Raw genomic sequence first — 18,891 nt, forward strand, 5'->3', positions numbered from 1 at the left:
ACCTCGAAATGTTTTATGAGTTTCACAACCCATTCGACGTGACCCTTTCGAGGAGTACCGCATGACACCGTCCTTCGGCTATTGGCTGCTGGTTTACGCCGCCATCGCCATCATCGCGCTGATCGTTCTGATCGCCCGTTACCGACTCAATCCGTTCATCGTAATCACCCTGGTCTCCATCGGCCTGGCGCTGCTGGCGGGGATGCCACCGTCGGGTGTGGTGGGGGCGTACGAGGCGGGCGTCGGCAAGACGCTGGGGCATATCGCTCTGGTGGTCGCACTGGGCACGATGCTCGGCAAAATGATGGCCGAGTCCGGCGGTGCCGAGCAGATGGCGCGAACGTTGATCGATCGCTTCGGTGAGAAAAATGCGCACTGGGCGATGGTCTGCATCGCTTTCCTTGTAGGACTGCCGCTGTTCTTCGAGGTCGGTTTTGTACTGCTGGTGCCGATTGCGTTCACCGTGGCGCGGCGCGTGGGCGTGTCGATTCTGATGGTCGGTTTACCGATGGTGGCCGGGCTCTCGGTGGTCCACGCCCTGGTGCCGCCACACCCGGCGGCGATGCTGGCGGTGCAGGCTTATCAGGCCTCGGTGGGGCAGACCTTGCTTTACGCGATCCTGATCGGGATACCGACCGCGATAATCGCCGGTCCCCTGTACGCCAAGTTCATCGTGCCGCGTATTCAACTGCCGGAAGATAACCCGCTGGAGCGTCAGTTCCTCGAGCGTGAACCGCGCGACAGCCTGCCGGGTTTCGGCATCACCATGGCGACCATTCTGTTGCCGGTGGTGCTGATGCTGGTCGGTGGCTGGGCCAATCTGATTTCTACGCCGGGCAGCGGTTTCAATCAGTTTCTGTTATTCATCGGCAACTCGGTAATTGCCTTGCTGCTGGCGACTTTACTGAGTTTCTGGACCCTCGGTCTGGCTCAGGGTTTCAACCGCGAATCGATCCTCAAATTCACTAACGAATGCCTGGCACCGACCGCCAGCATCACCTTGCTGGTGGGGGCGGGCGGCGGCTTGAACCGGATTCTGGTGGACGCTGGCGTCACCGACCAGATCGTCAGCCTGGCCCAGGTATTCCACCTGTCGCCGCTGTTGATGGGCTGGCTGTTTGCGGCGTTGATGCGCATCGCCACCGGTTCTGCCACGGTGGCCATGACCACCGCGTCGGGCATCGTCGCGCCGGTGGCCATTGGTCTGGGTTATCCGCATCCAGAGCTGTTGGTGCTGGCGACGGGCGCGGGGTCGGTTATCTTTTCCCACGTCAATGACGGCGGCTTCTGGTTGATCAAGGAATACTTCAACATGACCGTCGCCCAGACCTTCAAGACCTGGACGGTGCTCGAGACCATTATCTCGGTCGTCGCCTTCGGTCTGACCGTTGGCCTTTCTTATCTGCTTTAGCCGGAGCCGCCTGCCATGGACATCCTCTACCAGATCCGCGCCCGTCAGGATTCCTTCAGCGCCGGCGAAGGACGCATCGCTCGGCTGATGCTCGACGACGTAGGATTTGCCTCCGCCGCCAGCCTCGATGAACTGGCGCTGAGAGCGGAAGTCAGCACCGCCACACTCTCGCGTTTCGCCCGTACGGTCGGCTGCCGCGACTTGCGTGATCTGCGGCTGCAACTGGCTCAGGCCAGCGGCGTCGGCAGCCGTTTTTTGGACCCGGCGGGCACGCCCGAGCAGTCGGCGTTTTATGGGCAAATTGTTGGAGATATTGAATCGACCCTGCGCCAGCATCTGTCGGCCTTCGACGAATCGCGTTTCGCCGACGCGGTGAAACTGCTGGGCAAGGCGCGGATGATTCATGCGTTCGGCATGGGCGGTTGTTCGACGTTGTGCAGCGATGAACTGCAAGTGCGACTGGTGCGGTTCGGCTACCCGATCTCGGTGTGTCACGACCCGGTGATGATGCGCGTCACCGCCGCCAGCCTCGATGCCGAACGCGCAGTCATTGCCTGCTCGCTGACCGGCATCACCCCCGAACTCATCGAAGCCGTCGAGCTGGCGCGCAGCTACGGCGCACGCATTCTCGCCATCACCCGCGCCGACTCGCCGCTGGCGCAATTGGCTGATGTGCTGCTGCCGCTGCAAGGCGTCGAGACCTCCTTCATCTACAAACCCACGGCGGCACGCTACGGCATGTTGCTGGCCATCGACGTGCTTGCCACCGAGCTGGCGCTGGCCAATCCTGAAGACAATCAAGAGCGTCTGCGGCGGATCAAACTCGCCCTGGACGATTACCGCGGCGGCGACGATCACTTGCCGCTGGGAGACTGACATGATGTACGACACGCTGATCCGCAACGCCCTGATTATCGACGGCAGCAACGCGCCCGGTTACCCCGCCGACGTGGCGATTCTGAATGGTCGTATCGAGCGTATCGGCGACTTGCACGATGCCAGCGCCACCGAAGAAATCGACGCCGCCGGCCGCGTGTTGGCGCCAGGTTTCATCGACGTGCACACCCACGACGACACCGTGGTGATCCGCCAGCCGCAGATGCTGCCCAAGCTCAGCCAGGGCGTGACCACAGTGATTGTCGGCAACTGCGGGATCAGCGCCTCACCGGTGAGTTTGCGCGGCGATCCGCCCGATCCGATGAACCTGCTCGGTACCGCAGCAGCGTTCGTTTATCCGAGGTTCAGCGACTACCGCGCAGCCGTCGAAGCGGCGAATACCACGCTGAACGTGGCCGCACTGGTCGGCCATACGGCGTTGCGCAGCAACCACCTCGACGATCTGTTTCGCACCGCCACGCCGGACGAAATCAGCGCGATGCGCGAGCAACTGCGCGACAGTCTTGAGGCCGGTGCGTTGGGCCTGTCCACGGGGCTTGCCTATGCCAACGCCTTCTCTGCTTCCACCGATGAAGTGATGCAATTGACCGAAGAGTTGACCGCCTTCGGCGCGGTCTACACCACCCATTTGCGCAGCGAATTCGAGCCGGTGCTGGAGGCCATGGACGAGGCATTCCAGATCGGCCGTCATGCGAAAACACCGGTGATCATTTCCCACCTCAAATGTGCCGGCGCCGGTAACTGGGGGCGTAGTCCGCAACTGTTGGCTTCCCTCGAACACGCGGCGAAAACCCACCCGGTAGGCTGCGACTGTTATCCCTACGCGGCGAGCTCTTCGACGCTGGACCTCAAGCAAGTCACCGACGCTCATCGCATCACCATCACCTGGTCAACGCCGCATCCTGAAGTGGGCGGCCGTGACCTGATGGACATCGCCGCCGAGTGGGGCGTGCCGCTACTTGATGCCGCTCGACGCCTGCAACCGGCCGGCGCCGTGTACTACGGGATGGATGAGGCGGATGTACGAAGAATCCTCGCGCATCCGCTGTCGATGGTGGGCTCTGACGGCTTGCCGGAAGACCCGTTCCCGCATCCACGCTTGTGGGGCGCATTCCCACGCGTGCTTGGACATTTCAGTCGCGACGTGGGACTGTTTCCGCTGCACACCGCCGTGCACAAGATGACCGGGTTGTCGGCGGCGCGATTTGGATTGAAGGAACGTGGCGAAATCCGTGAAGGACATTGGGCGGACCTGGTGTTGTTCAATCCTGTGACGATACGCGATGTGGCGGACTTCAATGATCCACAACGGGCGGCAGAAGGGATTGACGGGGTGTGGATCAACGGTGTCTTGAGTTACAGCGAAGGCCAGGCAAACGGAAGACGGGAAGGGCGGTTTCTGGCGAGGCAAGGGGACTTGCGTGACGGATTCCAGTAAACATTCCGAGTGCTGCGTCACAGTGATGGCACATTGAGACTAAAGAAAGCCATCGCCAAGCCGAAGCGCTGACATCTCGCCCAGCTACACTCTGGGCCTTATCAGTCTGGGAGCAACTCCATGAGCTTCGGCAAAACCACCCCGATCCTGCGGATTTTCGATGAAATCAAGGCCGTGGAGTTCTACGTCGACTTCCTGGGATTCAAGATCGACTGGCAGCATCGTTTCGAGCCCAACTTTCCGTTGTACCTGCAAATTTCCCGCGGCGAGTGCGTGCTGCATCTGTCCGAACATCACGGCGACAGCACACCGGGCTCGGCATTGCGGATCGAGACCGATGAACTTGAGGCCTTTCAGCAGCAATTGTTGGCGAAGGACTATAAGTTCGCGCACCCGCAGATCCAGGCCATGCCGTGGGGCAGCCAGGACATGACCATCAGCGATCCGTTCGGCAATCGGTTGGTGTTTACCAATGCGATTTGTGTCTGATCGCAGAGGATGCGCGGAGCCCCATGCTAGTCTCGTCGGTCAATTCAGCGAGTACCGGAGGGGGCTTATGGCAAGCTTCACCATTGGCAATCTTGATCATCAGCTCTATGAGCAATTGCGTATCGCGGCAGACAGTAATGGCCGTTCGGTGGAAGAAGAGGCTTGTCTGATTTTGACGAATGCACTTGCTGGTGGTTTGGGGACTCGAATCAGCAATCGATTCGGCGCCGATGTAGGCGTGGAGTTGGAGTTTCCTTCTCGCTAGAACAAACAGAGAAGGGAATGTTGGGGGCAACTCGAAAATATCAGTTGTTTGTTCGATAGCCTTCGCGAGCAAGTCGGATCGCCGCACCGCCGCTCCCACACTGGATTTGTGTCGTACCACGGTTAAGTGGTCGGCATCGATCAAGTGTGGGAGCGGCGGTGCGGCGATCCGACTTGCTCGCGAATGGTTCTTTCATTCACCGCAAAGTGAATGTCAGACCCGGAAGTGACTCACCATCATCTGCAACTGATTCCCCAACCGCGCCAGTTCAACACTGGACGCAGCGGTTTCATCGCTGGCGGCGGCGGTCTGTTCGGACACGTCGCGCACGTTGATGATGCTGCGGCTGATCTCTTCGGCCACGGCGCTTTGCTGCTCGGCGGCGGCAGCGATCTGCTGGTTCATCGACTGGATGTTGGACACCGTGCGGGTGATGTTTTCCAGTGACACGCCAGCCTTGCGGGTCAGCGCGACGCTGCTGTCGGTCAGGGCGCGGCTGTTGTTCATCACCGCCGACACTTGTTGCGTGCCGTTCTGCAGACCGGCCACCAGGCCTTCGATTTCTTCGGTGGATTTCTGCGTGCGCTGAGCCAGGCCACGGACTTCGTCGGCAACCACGGCAAAACCACGACCGGCTTCACCGGCACGGGCCGCTTCGATGGCGGCGTTGAGCGCCAGCAGGTTGGTCTGTTCGGCTACCGCCTTGATCACGTCCATGACGCTGCCGATCTTGTCGCTTTCCTGTTGCAGCACGCTCATGGCTTCGGTGGAACGCGCCACTTCGGTGGCCAGGCGTTCGATCTGGGCGATGGCTTCGTTCACCACCTTGTCGCCTTCGCGGGCTTCGCCATCAGCAGCGGCCGCAGCCTGGGAGGCTTCTTCGGCGTTGCGCGCGACTTCCTGCACGGTGGCAGTCATCTCGTGCATGGCGGTGGCCACTTGATCGGTTTCGATCTTTTGGCTGTTCACGCCGGCGCTGGTTTGCTCGGTCACGGCCGACAGTTCTTCGGCAGCGCTGGCGATCTGGGTGACGCCGTCGCGGATGCCGCTGATCAAGTCACGCAGGGTCACGCCCATGCGAGCGATACCTTGTTGCAACACGCCGAGTTCGTCGCGGCGAGTCACTTTGACGTCCTGGGACAGGTCGCCGCTGGCGATGCGTTCAACCACGGCCAAGGTGTCACGCAGAGGGCCGGTAATCTGACGGGTGATGATCACGGCAGCAATGATGCCCACCAGCAACGCCAGCAAGGTGCTGATCAGCTGCAGGGTGCGAGCCTGAGCGCTTTCGGCGTCGCGGCGGTCGAGCTGGATCTGATACAGCTGGTCGCTCAGGGTCACGATGGCGGCGCCCTGGTCGGTCATTTCCTTGCGCGCCTGCACCGCATCGGTGTTGGCCGCTTTATAAGCCTGCAAGGCGCTGCGGTAGTTGGTCAGTGCTGTTTCCAGCTGACGCAAGGCGTCTTGCTGAGTGTCGGCGAAATGCACATTGAGGGGTTTCAGGCTGGCGATCGCCACGTCCAGTTGGCCGACGGCTTTTTGCTCGGTCTCGGCGTTGGTGGTCGCGGTGTAGCCGCGCACTTCGTAGCGAGCCAGCAAGAAGGCTTCCTTGGCCGCCGTGATGGCCTGGAATTGTTCGAAGCGTTGGTCGCTCAGAGGCATTTGCTGCACGTTGGTGTTGATGGCGTTGATCAGCGTGTTCGCAGTTTCGGCATTGGCGCCCATGGTGTCGCGCGCGCTGTTACCGGTGCGGTAGGCGCTGCGCATTTTGTTCAGGGACGTCTTGTAGGCGTCGATGACGGCGCCTTGCTCTTTGAGCAGCTTGAGGTTTTCCGGGCTCTTGAATTTCACCAGCAGCGCTTGTTGCTGAGCGGAGAACGCCTCGAGCGTGGTCTGGACGTTCTGTGCGGCGGTTTCGTCGCCGTTGGTCAGCATGTATTGCAGGCGAACCACACGCAGCTTGGTCAGGCCGGCATTAAGCTGTGTGATGTCGCTCATCCAGTTGCTGCGGTCAATCAATCCGCCCAGGCTCGTCCAGCCGGTCAGGGCGAGGACGCAGGTCAGCGCCAGGACCAGGCCGAACCCCAGGCCCAGCTTCATGTTCACGCTGATATTGCCGAACCAGCTATTCATCAAAAGTCCTCCAGGAACGTTGTGCATCTTGATCGTCGGTTGGCTGGAAGATTGTTGTTTTTGGTCGCCAGCAAGGTGTGTAGCAGGACTGTATCGGCAGCAATTGCGAGAGCTGAATGGTTTTTGTAGGACCGATGTGTAACAAGGCTTTTGTGCAGGTCTTAAGCTTTTTTTCACATACGTTTCACCGACTGCCGACGCCAGCCTCTTTACTCTCGCCGCACCGAGTGAAAGTGATGCGTGCCGGCGAGGCGGTTTGATGTGGAATTAAGACTGAGTCTGTTCGGGATAAAACGCTCGATTGATCTGAGCCGTTTTGCCCGCTATCGCAATGCGACCGTCGTGCTCGCCTCGACGCTGTTGGTGATTCCGCTGACGGTCTGGCTGTTGCAGCCGGCCGCTGTACCGGACCTGGCCCACGGCAATGTGGCCGGCGCCCGGGCGTTGGCGGCCGATTGGGCCAAAGGCAACGTGATCGTGCTGGTGCGTCACGTCGAACGCTGCGATCACTCCAGCGCCGCCTGTCTGAACGGTAACGATGGCATTACCGATCGCTCTCGCAGCGTCGCGGTGGGTGTCGGTGCGCAGTTCGAACAACTGGGGCTGAACAAGGCTGACATCTACAACAGCCCCATGATTCGTACAGCGCAGACCGCTGGCTACATGTTCAACAAGGTCGGGGTCGGTGAAGAATGGTTGATCAATTGCAAGGGCACGATGCTGCGTGACGCTCTAGCGCACAAGGTTGCCGGGCGAAACCTGATTCTGGTGACCCACAGCGAATGCATGTCGCAACTGGAGAAAGACCTCAAGTTGCCGGCCTCTACGCTAGGCTACGGCGCTTCTTTGTTTATCTCGACCGAAACGCCTCAGGCACCACGCATGCTCGGTTTCATCGAAGCCTCGGACTGGCGCTCGGTGACCGCCCAATGAATTCACTTTCTGGATCAGGACGCACGATGCTGACTTCTTCCCGCTACCGCTTTTACTGGGTGAACTTTGGCATTCCGCTGGCCTGTGCGGTCGTGGTTTTCCTGATGTTCGACCTGACCAAAATCGACATCGCATTCAATGATCTTTTTTATGACCCGGTCACGCAGACGTTTCCGCTGGATCATGTCCACCTGTTCGAAAAGATCACCCATAAATGGGCGCGGATCATCCCGAACTGGACCGGAGAGTTAGCGATCGTCGGCGCCTTGCTGTCGTTTCTCTGGCCGCGTCTGAAGGCCGAAAAGCATTCGAAAATCATCGCATTCCTGGAAAAAATCAAAGTCGCGCCGGTGCTTCGGTTCGCCAGCAAGCACCGCCGGGACTTCCTCTACGTGGTGTTCGCATTCTCCATCAGCACCGGTGTGATCCACTACCTCAAGGGCCACACCAGCGTGTACTGCCCGATCGAAACGACCCAGTACGGGGGGAAAATCGAACACAAGGAGTGGTATGAGAATTTTGATCTGCTGAAAGTCGCTGGGGAAGGTCGCTGCTGGCCGGGCGGACATGCTTCGGGCGGTTTCACCATGCTGGCGTTGTACTTCGTGGCGCGTCGTTACCGCTGGCGCTACTCCAAAGCGGTGATGTACGGCTCGCTGCTGCTCGGTTTCGTCTACGGCACGACGCGGGTTCTGCAGGGCTGGCACTACATGTCCCACACCTTCTGGGCCGGGATCTTCGTATGGCTGGCGTGTTTGCTGACAGCGCTGGCGTTCTATGGGCGAGCGCGGCTGGAGCAACCGCTGGACCAGCGCTCTTCCGGTGTTTCAAAGCGATCATTGATCAACGCCGTCAACACATGATCCTGCCAGCGCCCGGCGATACTCAGGTAGGCCTTGGCATAGCCCTCGCGTTCAAATCCCAGGCGCTCCAGCAGCCGCGCACTGCGTTCATTGCCAGGGATGTAATTGGCCATGATCCGGTGCAGCTTCTGCTCATCGAACATGTAGCCGATTCCCGCTTCCAGGGCTTCCTGCATCAAGCCCCGGCCTTGATGAGATTCGTCGATGTGGTAACCGAGATAGCAGGCCTGAAACGCCCCGCGAGTGATGCCGCTGAAGTTGCAGGCGCCGATCATCTGGCCGTTGTCCGGATCCAGTAGCGCGAAATGCACCGCCAGACCGGCCTGGAAAGCGCTGGCTTGCACCTCAAGGCGCGGGCGGATGCGTTCAGGGCTGTGGTAATCGACGGGGCGAATCGGCGACCACCGGGCGAGATGCCTCAGGTTGCGCCGGTAGAAGTCGCTTTCCAGCGCCGCGTGTTCAGGGTCGAGCACCGCCAGCGTCAAGCGTTTACAGGGCAGGGACAACAGCGGCATAGGGCGCTCCGGTTCGCGGGGATCGTCGCGCAAGCATTACGTGGCCTGCGGAAAAACTCAAACCGCCAGCGGTAACGTCACGATGAAGGTGCTGCCTTTGCTGTCACCGTCACTCATGCCGATCACGGTGCCGCCATGGGCTTCGACCAGCTCGCGCACCACCGTCAGGCCAATGCCGAGGCCCGCGCCATTGAAACCGACCGCGTGAACGTCCTGGACAAAGGGATCGAAGATAAAGGGCAGCGCTTTGACGGAAATACCGATGCCGTCATCGCAAATGCTCATCTGCAGCACGTCGGCTTCAGCGGTCACCGATAGCGTGACATTGCCGCCCGATGGCGTGTATTTGGCCGCGTTGCCCAGCAGATTGCCGAGAATCTGCGTGAGGCGCACCGGGTCGCCGTTCACCGCCAGCGCGCACGTGGGCAACTCGGCGGTGAAGTGTAAATGATGATCCGACATCACCGGGCTGCACACTTCGATGGCCTGATGGATGATCTGCACCATGTCCACGATGCGGCAATCGAGGCGCAACTTGCCGGTACTGGCGCGGGACACGTCGAGCAAATCGTCCACCAGCCGCGACATGTGCTGCACCTGGCCTTCGATCAGCGCCTGCATGCGCGGCAGTTCCTCACTGGGCACACGCACCAGTCGGCCGGCAATCATGCTGATGGGCGTCAGCGGATTGCGCAGTTCGTGGGCCACCAGGGTGAGGATGTTGCGTTGTTGTTCCAGGGTGTGTTCGGCCGAGGCTTGCAGGTCTTGCGCGCTCAGGGCCGCGATCACCAATTGCGCGTTGGCTTCACGCATCTCCAGGAACAGGCGTTGTTCTTCCTGCGTGCGTTTTGGTGTTTCTGCATCTGACTGCGCCAGCAAAATCGCCAGCACCAATTGCTGATTGGCCTCGATCAGTTGGTCGACCTGCTGGCTATCGATCAGCCGGGTGTTGGCCTCATTCAATTCTTTTTGCAGCGCTGCCAGCACCGCCCGTGCCTCAACAGTTTTCTGGCCGAGCAGGAACAGTTCGCGAGCGGCAGTGGCCATCGCTTGCTCGTTCTTGCCATTGGCCTCACTCATGGTTTTTGCTCATCCGTCGTCCTTGCCCAAACGCTGCCGGGTAGGCCGGCCGCCGAGTAAGCCTTCCTGGTCTGGCAACATCTCGCCGATGTGCAGGCCTTTATCGTCGATGTGGTACTGGCGCAACTCATCGGAATGGGCGCTGGCCCGCACCTTGACCACGGCCATGATGCGCAGCAAACGGCTCTGCACTTCAATGTAGCGCTGAACGATGATTGCGTCGGTAAGAAATGCCGTGCCGTAAGGGCTGAAACGCAGGTCGGTGTAGCGGTCTTCCAGCTCTGAGGTCATCAACACGCTGACCCCGGCGCTCGTCAACGCAGTGACCATGCGCGACAGCGACTCGCGGAAGTCTTCGCGGAAGGTCGGCGCGAGCGCCAGTTCGAAGCCCGACAACGAATCGATCACCACACGGGTGGCTTTCAGTCGGCTGATTTCGCTGAGCAGCAATTGCACGATCTCATCGATGGACAGGTCCGGGGCGCGGCTGTCCACCAGACCGACCTGTCCGTTCTGAATCAGGCTCGCAAGGGTGGCGTTCTGGGAGTGATTAGGCCGTTGTTCAAACACCGCGATCACGCCGGTTTCACCATTTCTCGCGCCTTCGGCCAGAAAGGTGGACGCCAGAATGCTTTTGCCCGAGCCCGATGGCCCGGCCACCAGCAAGGAATAACCACGCGGCAGGCCGCCGCCAAGCATCTCGTCGAGCTGTGGCACGCCCATTTTCAGGCGCTTGATCGGGAACTCCAGCGGCGCTTCAACCGAATTGAGTGGCGCAGGCGCAAAGACCTTTATCCCCGACGTCGCGATACGGAAGGTGTGCAGCCCTGGCAGCGTCGGCTGGCCGCGCATCTTCATGATTTCCATCTTGCGCACCATGGAATTGCGCTGAACGCTCTGGCGCAGCCAGATCAGGCCATCGGCCACGGTGAAAATCGGGTTGGTGTCGGTTTCGGTGAAGTATTCGCCGATCAGGAAGGTCGTCGCCTGCCAGGTGGTCATCAACATGCCCAGTTGCTGAACGAACTGCGGCAGGTTGTTGTTCGGGTTGTCCTGGGTCTGGCTGGCCAACACCACCGAACGGAACGAGTCGACAAACACCAGCGCCGGCGAATGAGTCTCCACCTCGCTGACGATGCGCCGCAGCACTTCGTCCAGATTCCCGGCCAGGGTATCGTCAGCCAGGTTGATGTAGCGAATCGACTGGTTGATCGCTTCGCTGTCGAAAAAGTCGAATTGCTGCTGATAACGCAGCATCTTCAGCGGCGGCTCGCCCAGTACGGTAAAGAACAGCGCCGGGCGCTCGGGCGTCGCCAGGGCGAACATCATCTGATGCGCCAGGGTGGTTTTGCCACAGCCGGGGGGGCCTGCGATCAGGTTGAACGAAAACTCCGGCAATCCTCCGCCCAGCACCTCGTCCAGGCCTGGCACGCCGGTGGCCAGACGGTTGATAGTCACTTTGGTGCTCATGGCGAATTTTCCTGCGAAGGGGTGTCGCTCAAAGAAGGTTCCCACATGCCACGAAGCAAACGTGCGGTGAGCGAGGGCCCGATCAGCGTGGTCAGCAGCTCGTAAAACGTGGTCAGCAACACTTCACCGAAAACAGCGCATCGGCTTCGCTTTGCTCAACGAGTACGGACTTGAGGGCAGTCAGATCCATGCCGGGGGGCGCTCTGTCACAGGTGCCGGCCAGACGCGGATGAGTAGAGGCGCACAGATGGAGGCTGCGGCGATAAAGCGCGGCAACCCCTTGATGGCCAATGATGGGCGTGAGGGCTGCGTCCATATCCTGCAAGGTTGAAATGATCGCCTGGGCGATCCTTGCAATGTCAGCGTTAGGGCCAACACGGTGCGCCAGAGAAGCTACGATCTGGCGGCTCTCTTCGCTTAGCGTGGACATGGCTAACTGATATCTGATGGACAGAGCTTGATGGTACACCCTATGGGGGTATTGGGAGCGATTTGCGTCAGGGGATTGCGGCAGGGCCTGGCTCTTACAAGCGCATGGCTCTATAAAAGCCCCCAGTTTGCTGCACAAACAAGGAAACATCGCCTTTTTTGGCGAACATGGAATTTTACTTTAAGGATGATGCATGGAGCTTTCGTTACCCCTGCAATTGCACTCAATGAGCTTGAGGGCGCCCGACCCCCGCCTGTGTAAACCGCTTCAGGAAGCCCTGAATACCAGTTATGTCGCCCACTGCGAGTTTCTGCCGTGGGCCAGGCCCCACACGTCCGAGGAAAAAGCACGCGCGTTTTTGCTGCGGGCGGCCGATGAATTCAACAGCGAAACAGGCGAGCGGCGTCTGTTAATCGTGACCGATGACGAGCAGGCGGTCATAGGCTGCATTGGTTTGAAACCCCGTCGGCGTAATCGCTTTGTCGTGGGTTACTGGGCCAATACCGAGTACTCGGGGAAAGGTTACATGCGACGGGCACTTGAGCTATTAGTCAAAAGCCTGCCAGGTTGTACGTTTTACCTGACCACATCGTCGGCCAATGGGGCGAGTCAGCACCTGGCCAAAGCGTCCGGGTTTGAGCTGATCAGAATGCCCCGGCAATCTCGGCATTCGGACCGCCATGGCGTTCAGGACACGTATTTGTATCGTTTGAAGCGCCCGCAGGAAACAAAACAGCAAGCAAAAAAAAGCCCGCGGGAGGGCGGGCAAACCGTAGTTTCTTGAATGAGCGAGCGCAATGTACCCGTTGGTGAAAGGTCGTGGGGTGAAGAAAAATTCATGTCGATGAGTGCCCGCCGCTTCACGCCCTGAGACATGCCTAAGGCAAGTGATCCGCCGCAAAGTCCGCTTCCGAGCGCGCCCGCAAACGGCCCTTGCGGCAGGCTTGCTGGAATTGTTCGAAGTCGCGCTCATTCTGCGCGGTGTAGCTTTGCGCATATTTGAACAACGCGTCGGCCAGCGCATCGCTTTTACCGATGTAGCCGATGGCGCGCTCTACATGCTCCAGTGTCGCCTTGCTCGCCTGCTGCCGCAGATCGCGGTAACTGATGGACTCGTACCAGGTTTCCATGGCGCTTTGTTCGGCGCATTCGAGCATGGTCTGTTGGTAGGCGCCGACCACCTGGCGGCAGACCGTTTCTTCGACCGTGTCGCCATGGCGCAGGTCGCGCGCCGCCACCACAAAACTTGCCACCCGCCGTTTCAAGTCCCACTCCCAAGGGTCGGGATAGGCTTCGTCGAAATCGTTGACGCTGAACAGCAGATTGCGTTCCGGCGTTGCAAAACCGCCGAAGTTCATCAGGTGACTGTCGCCGCAGATGGGCGATACCAGACCCATGCTGGATGTTGCGGCCAAGTCGTGGGCTTGCAGCAGTGCGTTGCCGCGATAGAAGGTGAAGGGCGAGTCCAGCATGCGGCTGTAACGCAATTCGACCAGCGACTTGATGCGGTCTTGACCAAACCTCAGATGCAACAAAACCCGCACTTGGCGGGTTTTGTTTTGCTTCGTATTTGGTGGGCCGGGGTAATTTGAATCCGTTTTGTAAATTGTTGATTTATAACATTAATATCTAATTTGATTTTTAGTTGGAATACCAACTGGAATACTGCACTCCAGTTGACCACCCGTTTGCATTCGATCTGACTAGCACGTTTCGTAACCATGATTGACAGTGAACTACCCATAGCTGCCGGTTGCGACAGGCAGAAATCGGCCAGATGCGGCCATTCATGAGCGACAGTCTCTGGGCCAAACCAGCTGCTCCTGTGACTACAAAGCCACGGGCAATACATCTTTTAGTAATGCGAGAGGCCCGCCACTGAATTACTATTACTAGACGCAGTCTCAGGAAAGGATGAAACCCTAAAAATATTAGACAAGCGCGACGAGAAATTAAACCGCAACTCACATAGTAAAAGGGAAGGACCAAAGGTCGAGTCTTTGTGAGCGTAAAGATTTAAAACACATCGAAAGACGTTTAGCAATAAAAGATCAACAAGAAACTAAAAGCTGACTCAGTAGTGCTGTTATATTGTTCTCAAAGCTCAAATCAAAGGATATTGTATAATGAGCAGAACCTTTACTTGGTTACACCTTAGCGATCTTCATGTAGGCCAAAAAGGTCAATCTTGGTTATGGCCAAACGTTAAGAGTATTTTTTTACAAGATTTGGCAGCACTGCTTAAGGAATCCGGCACTGTTGATGCTGTAATTTTTTCGGGAGATCTAACACAGAAGGGCTCACAAGAAGAATACGAAGTTCTAACGAAGGTTCTGGAAGAAATTTGGACGGTGCTAAAGCAAGCAGGCAGTGATCCAATCTTATTCCCCATACCCGGAAATCACGACTTGGCGAGACCTGGTGAAAACCCTGTGGGTGAGGTACTGAAAGACTGGTGGGGGAAACCAAAGACAAGGGAGCTCTTCTGGTCTAAGGATAAAGATTATTATCCGCATGTATGCGCAACATTTTCTAATTATATGGTATGGATTGAAAGTCTAAAGGGTCATCCTACGATCCGGTTAGGATCCGCCACTGAGGGCATATTACCAGGTGATTCATCTATCACTCTTCAACTTGACGATATAAAAGTTGGTTTGATAGGTCTAAACAGTGCATTCTTGCAGCTGACAGCTGGCGACTACGAAGGGCAGTTAGACTTAAGTGTACATCAAATTCTTGCGGTCACTGAAGATGCTCCAAGCGAATGGTGCCTACAACATGATGTAAATTTTCTCGTTACACACCATCCAACTTCTTGGCTAAAAGACCAAGCGCACTTTGAAGAGCATATATATCATCCGAATCGATTTACAGCACATTTGTTTGGCCATCTACATGACATTGACGATGTAACTGTTTCACGAGGTGGAGCGGGCCGCAAATCTGTTCAAGCAGCATCGCTGTTCGGCTTAGAGTATTTAATTGAATCAGATCAAACTTTGCGCGCTCACGGTTACTCAATTGGCCAGATTCAAATCGATGATGAGGGCGCGTCATGGAAGCTGTGGCCAAGAAAATCACATGTCGGCAAAGATGGTTCTCGAAAGTTTATCCCAGACCACGACTTACCTCTAGTACGAGGTGAGGAATTTCTAGTGGAAAGGCTAACTGTGCGTGATAAGTCTATTGCTTCTAAGACCGTCACCCCTATTCCGACATTAGTACCCGATCTTGCCTCCCCAGCAGCTGATAGAATCCTACCTATTAGGCAAGTCCTGGATAGCACGGCTTATAGAGTAATTATCCAACCTCCCCATGTAGCAATCCGTGGGCTTGAGCAGCAAGCATGCTGCTTCACACTGAAATCAAAGAGAATATGCTGGATAGTCTCCGACTGGGGGTTGGGAACTGATGGTTTTTTATCATCAGTACTTGGCCGACTGGAGCTAGTAAGCGCTCCTGTATTCAAGATTGATTTGGGGAGTTACGATTCTAGAGATACGTTCTTTTCAGAGTTTTCCACTCGCACTAGATGCTCATTCACCGAATATTGCAAGATGCTTGGGGCGAACGGCACATCCATTTTGATTCTAGATGAGGCCCCAGTACATACAGGTGTTCCTGGCACTGAAAACGATGCTATGAAGCTAGCGGAGCTGGTAACCGATTTCTGCATAGACGTTTTTGTTTTCATTATCAGTCGAACCATCCCCAAATTAATCGGATCTCCATACATTCACCTAGTACCATTGGATGAGGCGGACACACGTGCATATTTAATTGCCCATACTGAGGTTGGGCCAGAGCTAAAAACGAAGTCTGCTGTAAGTGAGATATATCGGCGCACTGAGGGTGTACCTGGGAAGATTGATCGTAGTATAAAACAGTTGAGGGTAGTCAGTTTATCAGACCTTGCCAGTGAGATGATAAGCGACGCTAAGAATACCGGTCTATCCAAGGAGTCCATTCCTCTTTCATTGGTCCAAGCCGTTGACCGTTTACGACTTTCGAAGAACGACCATTCAAAACGAACTTGGGTACTGTTGAAAATTCTCTCTGCGCTTCCTAGCGGTGAAGCACTGCAGAGAATTAAATACTTGGCTTCCCGAACCACACTGCGTTCTGAACATGCTGAGGAATTATTAGAGCTAAATCTAATCGGAGTGCGGGTGGCTTCAACCTTTATGACAAGCGCTGGAGAAACTAAAGAAAAATTTAAGATTTTGTACACGCCACGACAAGTAAGGGATCATGTCATTAGCCTTGTTCCCAGTTCAGAAATAGAGGACCTGACAGGGCGTGCGGTTTCTCTGTATTTTGGAGACAACTGGAGATCAGGAGCCGCTAAACTTCGTACCTTTGGAGATGATCCTAAATCCGACGACAGATCAGTATTGATGAACGCGAGTGTTTTGGCACTTCGCTTATTAGCATTCGCAGTGGCAGCCGAAAAAGAGCATGGGATAAAACAAGCCATTACTATATGTAAAGCCTATTGTGTTCATGGCTTTTCTCACAAACATTTTCGCGACATGGTCACAGTGTGCAAAGATATTCTGGGGCTTTTACCCATAGCAACTTCACCGCATGAAAAAGGATTTTTTGAGCTTACATTGGCAAACGCAATGAGAATGACGGGGGACGGCCAAGAAGCAGTCGAGATTTATGAGCGACTACAACTCCTCAGTTGGTCAAACACTGAAAAAATATCCGTGCTTTTGAATCACGCTTTTTGTTTGCAACAAACGCGCCCCGAAGAAGCAATTTTGATGGCGAAAGAAATCATCAGAACTGACAGACACTCAAATCATGCTCTGCAGGCACATACTTTAATACTCGAAATCGAAGCTGAAGAAAACTCGCACTTCAAATTAGCTAAAATTCAGCGTGATGCTCGCAAGCGAGGAGCAAACGTTGTGGCAAACAATATCGTCCTAAGCCTAGCTAATTCGTCACCTGACTCTGTGGAGCTTGAGCTTTCGTTGATTGAAGTGCGCGACACTGCTGACAAGGAACAAGATTATTATAACTCTGCGCGCGCTGCAATTCAGCTCGCAAGGCTCTACTCTAATCGAGAAGTTGCGTTGCCTCCAGAGGTGCTTGGCAATCTTATCAAGGCTTACCAATATTTGTTTGGACAACGTTTGGCTAGTCTATTCGACTCCGCTCACGCTTTGCTTTGGGATGAGTTTGAAAGTATTCGCGACATCCCTAACCTCCTAACTCTATTTAAGCATAGTTCATTTAACTGGCGCCTTGACAATAAAGAAGAAAAGGAAAAGTCGTACGCTTCGAGACTGATAACTATGGAAAGGAAACTATTAAAAGTCGATATCTTGCAATCTAACGCTGACACAGCATACTTTCTTTCACGCTCAGGAAAACAATTACTACTTAAGTAAGAATTGCTGCGACCAGTGAAGCCGTTGCTCGCTCAGTCGCCTATATAACTCTGTGGAGCTCTGAATCGCCACCAGTTGTATAGACGCCATGCGTGTTTGATATTAGTCACGAGCGGTCTCTCGCGAGCGACTGCTTCTGGCCGATTTCTGCCTGTCGCGAAGGACTGCAATCGGCCAGAAGCAATGGGACGGACTCCTCCTCACCTCGGCATCTTGAGTGCCAGACTGAAGGTGCGAACCACAGTCAACAGTGAGAAGGAGTCCACACATGAAGCTTATGCGCATTGGGGTCTACCTGGCCAAGAACGTGTTTCAGATCCACGGTGTGGATTGCCATGAGAAGCCGGTCTGGCGGCAGCGGCTACCACGTGATCGCTGGCTTCAAACGGTGCTGGAAAAGGTCGAACCTGGTTGTGAGATCGGCATGGAGAGTTGCGGTGGGGCCCATCATTGGGCGCGGCAACTCGAAGCTCGCGGATTTCGAGTCAAGCTGATAGCCCCCCAGTTCGTTAAACCCTATGTCAAAAGCAACAAGAACGACGCAAACGATGCCGAGGCGATCTGTGAAGCGATGAGCCGTCCCAGCATGCGCTTCGTCGCCATCAAGACAATCGAACAACAGGATATCCAGGCGACGCATCGCATTCGGGCCGGTTTAATCGAACAGCGGACGGCCAAAGCCAATCAGATCCGCGGGCTGGTCGCCGAGTACGGCCTCGTTGCACCGAAAGAATTACTGATGCTGCGTCGTGCGATACCGTGCTGGCTAGAAGATGCGGATAACGGTTTGACGGCTCGCTTTCGTTGTCTGCTGGATGGTTTGTGGGGCGACCTTCGTGCGCTGGATGAACGCGTACGTAAACTCGACGGCGAGATCACTGCGATCGCGACAAGCGAGCCGTCCGCCGTCCGTCTCAACAGCTGCGTGGCGTCGGCCCAATGATCGCCACAGCACTCGACGTCGCTCTCGGTGATGCCCGTCAGTTTGCCAATGGCCGACAGTTTGCCGCCTCGCTGGGACTGACACCGAGGCAACACAGTTCTGGGGGTAAGGATCGACTGCTCGGCATCAGCAAGCGTGGTGATGCGTATCTGCGAACGCTGATGATCCATGGTGCTCGCTCGGCACTACGCACGGCCAAATCCAAAGATGACCGGCTCAGCCAGTGGGCCGTCCGTTTAGCCGAGCGATCACATCCCAATGTGGCCGCTATCGCGCTGGCCAACAAAACTGCACGCATGGCTTGGGCGATGCTGCGCAACGACACTGATTACCAACCGGACAAGGCCGCGGCCTGATCCACGAACCTATTACGCCAACGAGTAAAAAACTGTCTACCGCGATTGCGAAGCAACCCGAACGATGGCAAACCGGTCGAACCGGCGTCGGCAAACCCCTCAAGTGTCCAGGTGCGCGAAGCACGTAGAAGCGATTGGGAGCCGGCGCGCGAATAGCCCATCATGGCCCTGCATCGAAACGATGCTGTATCTAGAGGCCGAATATACGTGTGCAGTCGGCACGGGCGCCAAAGCGAAGGAAGCTTGCAACGAGGAGGAGTCCA

General features: G+C 56.5%; 15 protein-coding genes and 2 pseudogenes. 10 read left to right on the forward strand and 7 right to left on the reverse strand.

What is annotated here, in order from left to right:
* Nucleotides 1-61 precede the first annotated feature (61 nt).
* The 5 genes from ACMXYI_RS10525 (at nt 62) to ACMXYI_RS10545 (ending at nt 4,500) form a co-directional block, all read left to right on the forward strand.
* On the forward strand, nt 62-1,411 hold the full coding sequence (locus tag ACMXYI_RS10525) for a GntP family permease (RefSeq protein WP_008149082.1): 1,350 nt from the start codon (nt 62-64) through the stop codon (nt 1,409-1,411).
* A 15-nt stretch (nt 1,412-1,426) separates the two neighbouring features.
* On the forward strand, nt 1,427-2,287 hold the full coding sequence (locus ACMXYI_RS10530; RefSeq protein ID WP_415773171.1) for a MurR/RpiR family transcriptional regulator: 861 nt from the start codon (nt 1,427-1,429) through the stop codon (nt 2,285-2,287).
* Between the two features lies 1 nt (nt 2,288).
* Complete coding sequence (locus tag ACMXYI_RS10535) at nt 2,289-3,746, forward strand: N-acyl-D-amino-acid deacylase family protein (protein WP_415773172.1); 1,458 nt, start codon at nt 2,289-2,291, stop codon at nt 3,744-3,746.
* A gap of 120 nt (nt 3,747-3,866) precedes the next feature.
* Nucleotides 3,867-4,235 carry a glyoxalase superfamily protein gene (locus ACMXYI_RS10540; protein ID WP_415773173.1) on the forward strand — a complete coding sequence of 123 codons (369 nt, stop codon included), beginning with the start codon at nt 3,867-3,869 and terminating at the stop codon, nt 4,233-4,235.
* A gap of 67 nt (nt 4,236-4,302) precedes the next feature.
* A complete protein-coding gene (locus tag ACMXYI_RS10545) occupies nt 4,303-4,500 on the forward strand; it encodes a FitA-like ribbon-helix-helix domain-containing protein (RefSeq protein WP_415773174.1) in 198 nt (65 codons plus the stop codon).
* A gap of 213 nt (nt 4,501-4,713) precedes the next feature.
* Here the strand turns inward: ACMXYI_RS10545 and ACMXYI_RS10550 are convergent, their stop codons facing one another.
* Both ACMXYI_RS10550 and ACMXYI_RS10555 read right to left on the reverse strand, forming a co-directional pair.
* The gene (locus ACMXYI_RS10550) at nt 4,714-5,577 is read right to left on the reverse strand and encodes a methyl-accepting chemotaxis protein (RefSeq protein ID WP_411741511.1); all 864 of its coding nucleotides are present in this window, start codon (nt 5,575-5,577) and stop codon (nt 4,714-4,716) included.
* A pseudogene (locus ACMXYI_RS10555) lies at nt 5,572-6,660 on the reverse strand (methyl-accepting chemotaxis protein); the annotation flags it as partial. The pseudogene ACMXYI_RS10555 and the gene ACMXYI_RS10550, both read right to left, overlap by 6 nt.
* 234 nt (nt 6,661-6,894) lie before the next feature.
* Between ACMXYI_RS10555 and ACMXYI_RS10560 the strand changes: the two are divergent.
* Both ACMXYI_RS10560 and ACMXYI_RS10565 read left to right on the forward strand, forming a co-directional pair.
* Nucleotides 6,895-7,566 (forward strand): histidine phosphatase family protein, encoded by a 672-nt coding sequence (locus ACMXYI_RS10560; RefSeq protein WP_415773175.1) that lies wholly within the window; start codon nt 6,895-6,897, stop codon nt 7,564-7,566.
* 26 nt (nt 7,567-7,592) lie between these two features.
* Entirely contained in the window at nt 7,593-8,429 is an 837-nt protein-coding gene (locus ACMXYI_RS10565; RefSeq protein WP_415773176.1) for a phosphatase PAP2 family protein, read from the forward strand.
* On the opposite strand, the gene rimJ is transcribed toward ACMXYI_RS10565, so the two are convergent.
* The 4 genes from rimJ to ACMXYI_RS10585 form a co-directional block, all read right to left on the reverse strand.
* Nucleotides 8,342-8,944, reverse strand: coding sequence for a ribosomal protein S5-alanine N-acetyltransferase (gene rimJ, locus ACMXYI_RS10570; protein ID WP_415773177.1), 603 nt, complete (start codon nt 8,942-8,944; stop codon nt 8,342-8,344). The two genes, ACMXYI_RS10565 and rimJ, sit on opposite strands and share 88 nt — an antisense overlap.
* 57 nt (nt 8,945-9,001) lie before the next feature.
* Nucleotides 9,002-9,991, reverse strand: coding sequence for a sensor histidine kinase (locus ACMXYI_RS10575; RefSeq protein ID WP_415773178.1), 990 nt, complete (start codon nt 9,989-9,991; stop codon nt 9,002-9,004).
* 42 nt (nt 9,992-10,033) lie between these two features.
* The gene (locus ACMXYI_RS10580; protein WP_415773179.1) at nt 10,034-11,494 is read right to left on the reverse strand and encodes an RAD55 family ATPase; all 1,461 of its coding nucleotides are present in this window, start codon (nt 11,492-11,494) and stop codon (nt 10,034-10,036) included.
* A 112-nt stretch (nt 11,495-11,606) separates the two neighbouring features.
* A complete protein-coding gene (locus ACMXYI_RS10585) occupies nt 11,607-11,924 on the reverse strand; it encodes a hypothetical protein (protein ID WP_415773180.1) in 318 nt (105 codons plus the stop codon).
* Nucleotides 11,925-12,117: 193 nt separating this feature from the next.
* On the opposite strand from ACMXYI_RS10585, the gene ACMXYI_RS10590 reads away from it, so the two are divergent.
* The gene (locus ACMXYI_RS10590; RefSeq protein ID WP_415773181.1) at nt 12,118-12,708 is read left to right on the forward strand and encodes a GNAT family N-acetyltransferase; all 591 of its coding nucleotides are present in this window, start codon (nt 12,118-12,120) and stop codon (nt 12,706-12,708) included.
* 94 nt (nt 12,709-12,802) lie between these two features.
* Here ACMXYI_RS10590 and ACMXYI_RS10595 read toward each other — a convergent pair whose 3' ends face one another.
* On the reverse strand, nt 12,803-13,531 hold the full coding sequence (locus ACMXYI_RS10595; RefSeq protein ID WP_415773883.1) for a DUF2252 family protein: 729 nt from the start codon (nt 13,529-13,531) through the stop codon (nt 12,803-12,805).
* A 519-nt stretch (nt 13,532-14,050) separates the two neighbouring features.
* Here ACMXYI_RS10595 and ACMXYI_RS10600 point away from each other — a divergent pair.
* Nucleotides 14,051-17,329, forward strand: coding sequence for a metallophosphoesterase (locus tag ACMXYI_RS10600; RefSeq protein ID WP_415773182.1), 3,279 nt, complete (start codon nt 14,051-14,053; stop codon nt 17,327-17,329).
* Nucleotides 17,330-17,597: 268 nt separating this feature from the next.
* Nucleotides 17,598-18,628 (forward strand): annotated as a pseudogene (locus ACMXYI_RS10605) (IS110 family transposase).
* Nucleotides 18,629-18,891: the final 263 nt, after the last annotated feature.

This window comes from Pseudomonas lyxosi, assembly GCF_047758685.1.
Lineage (GTDB): Bacteria > Pseudomonadota > Gammaproteobacteria > Pseudomonadales > Pseudomonadaceae > Aquipseudomonas > Aquipseudomonas lyxosi.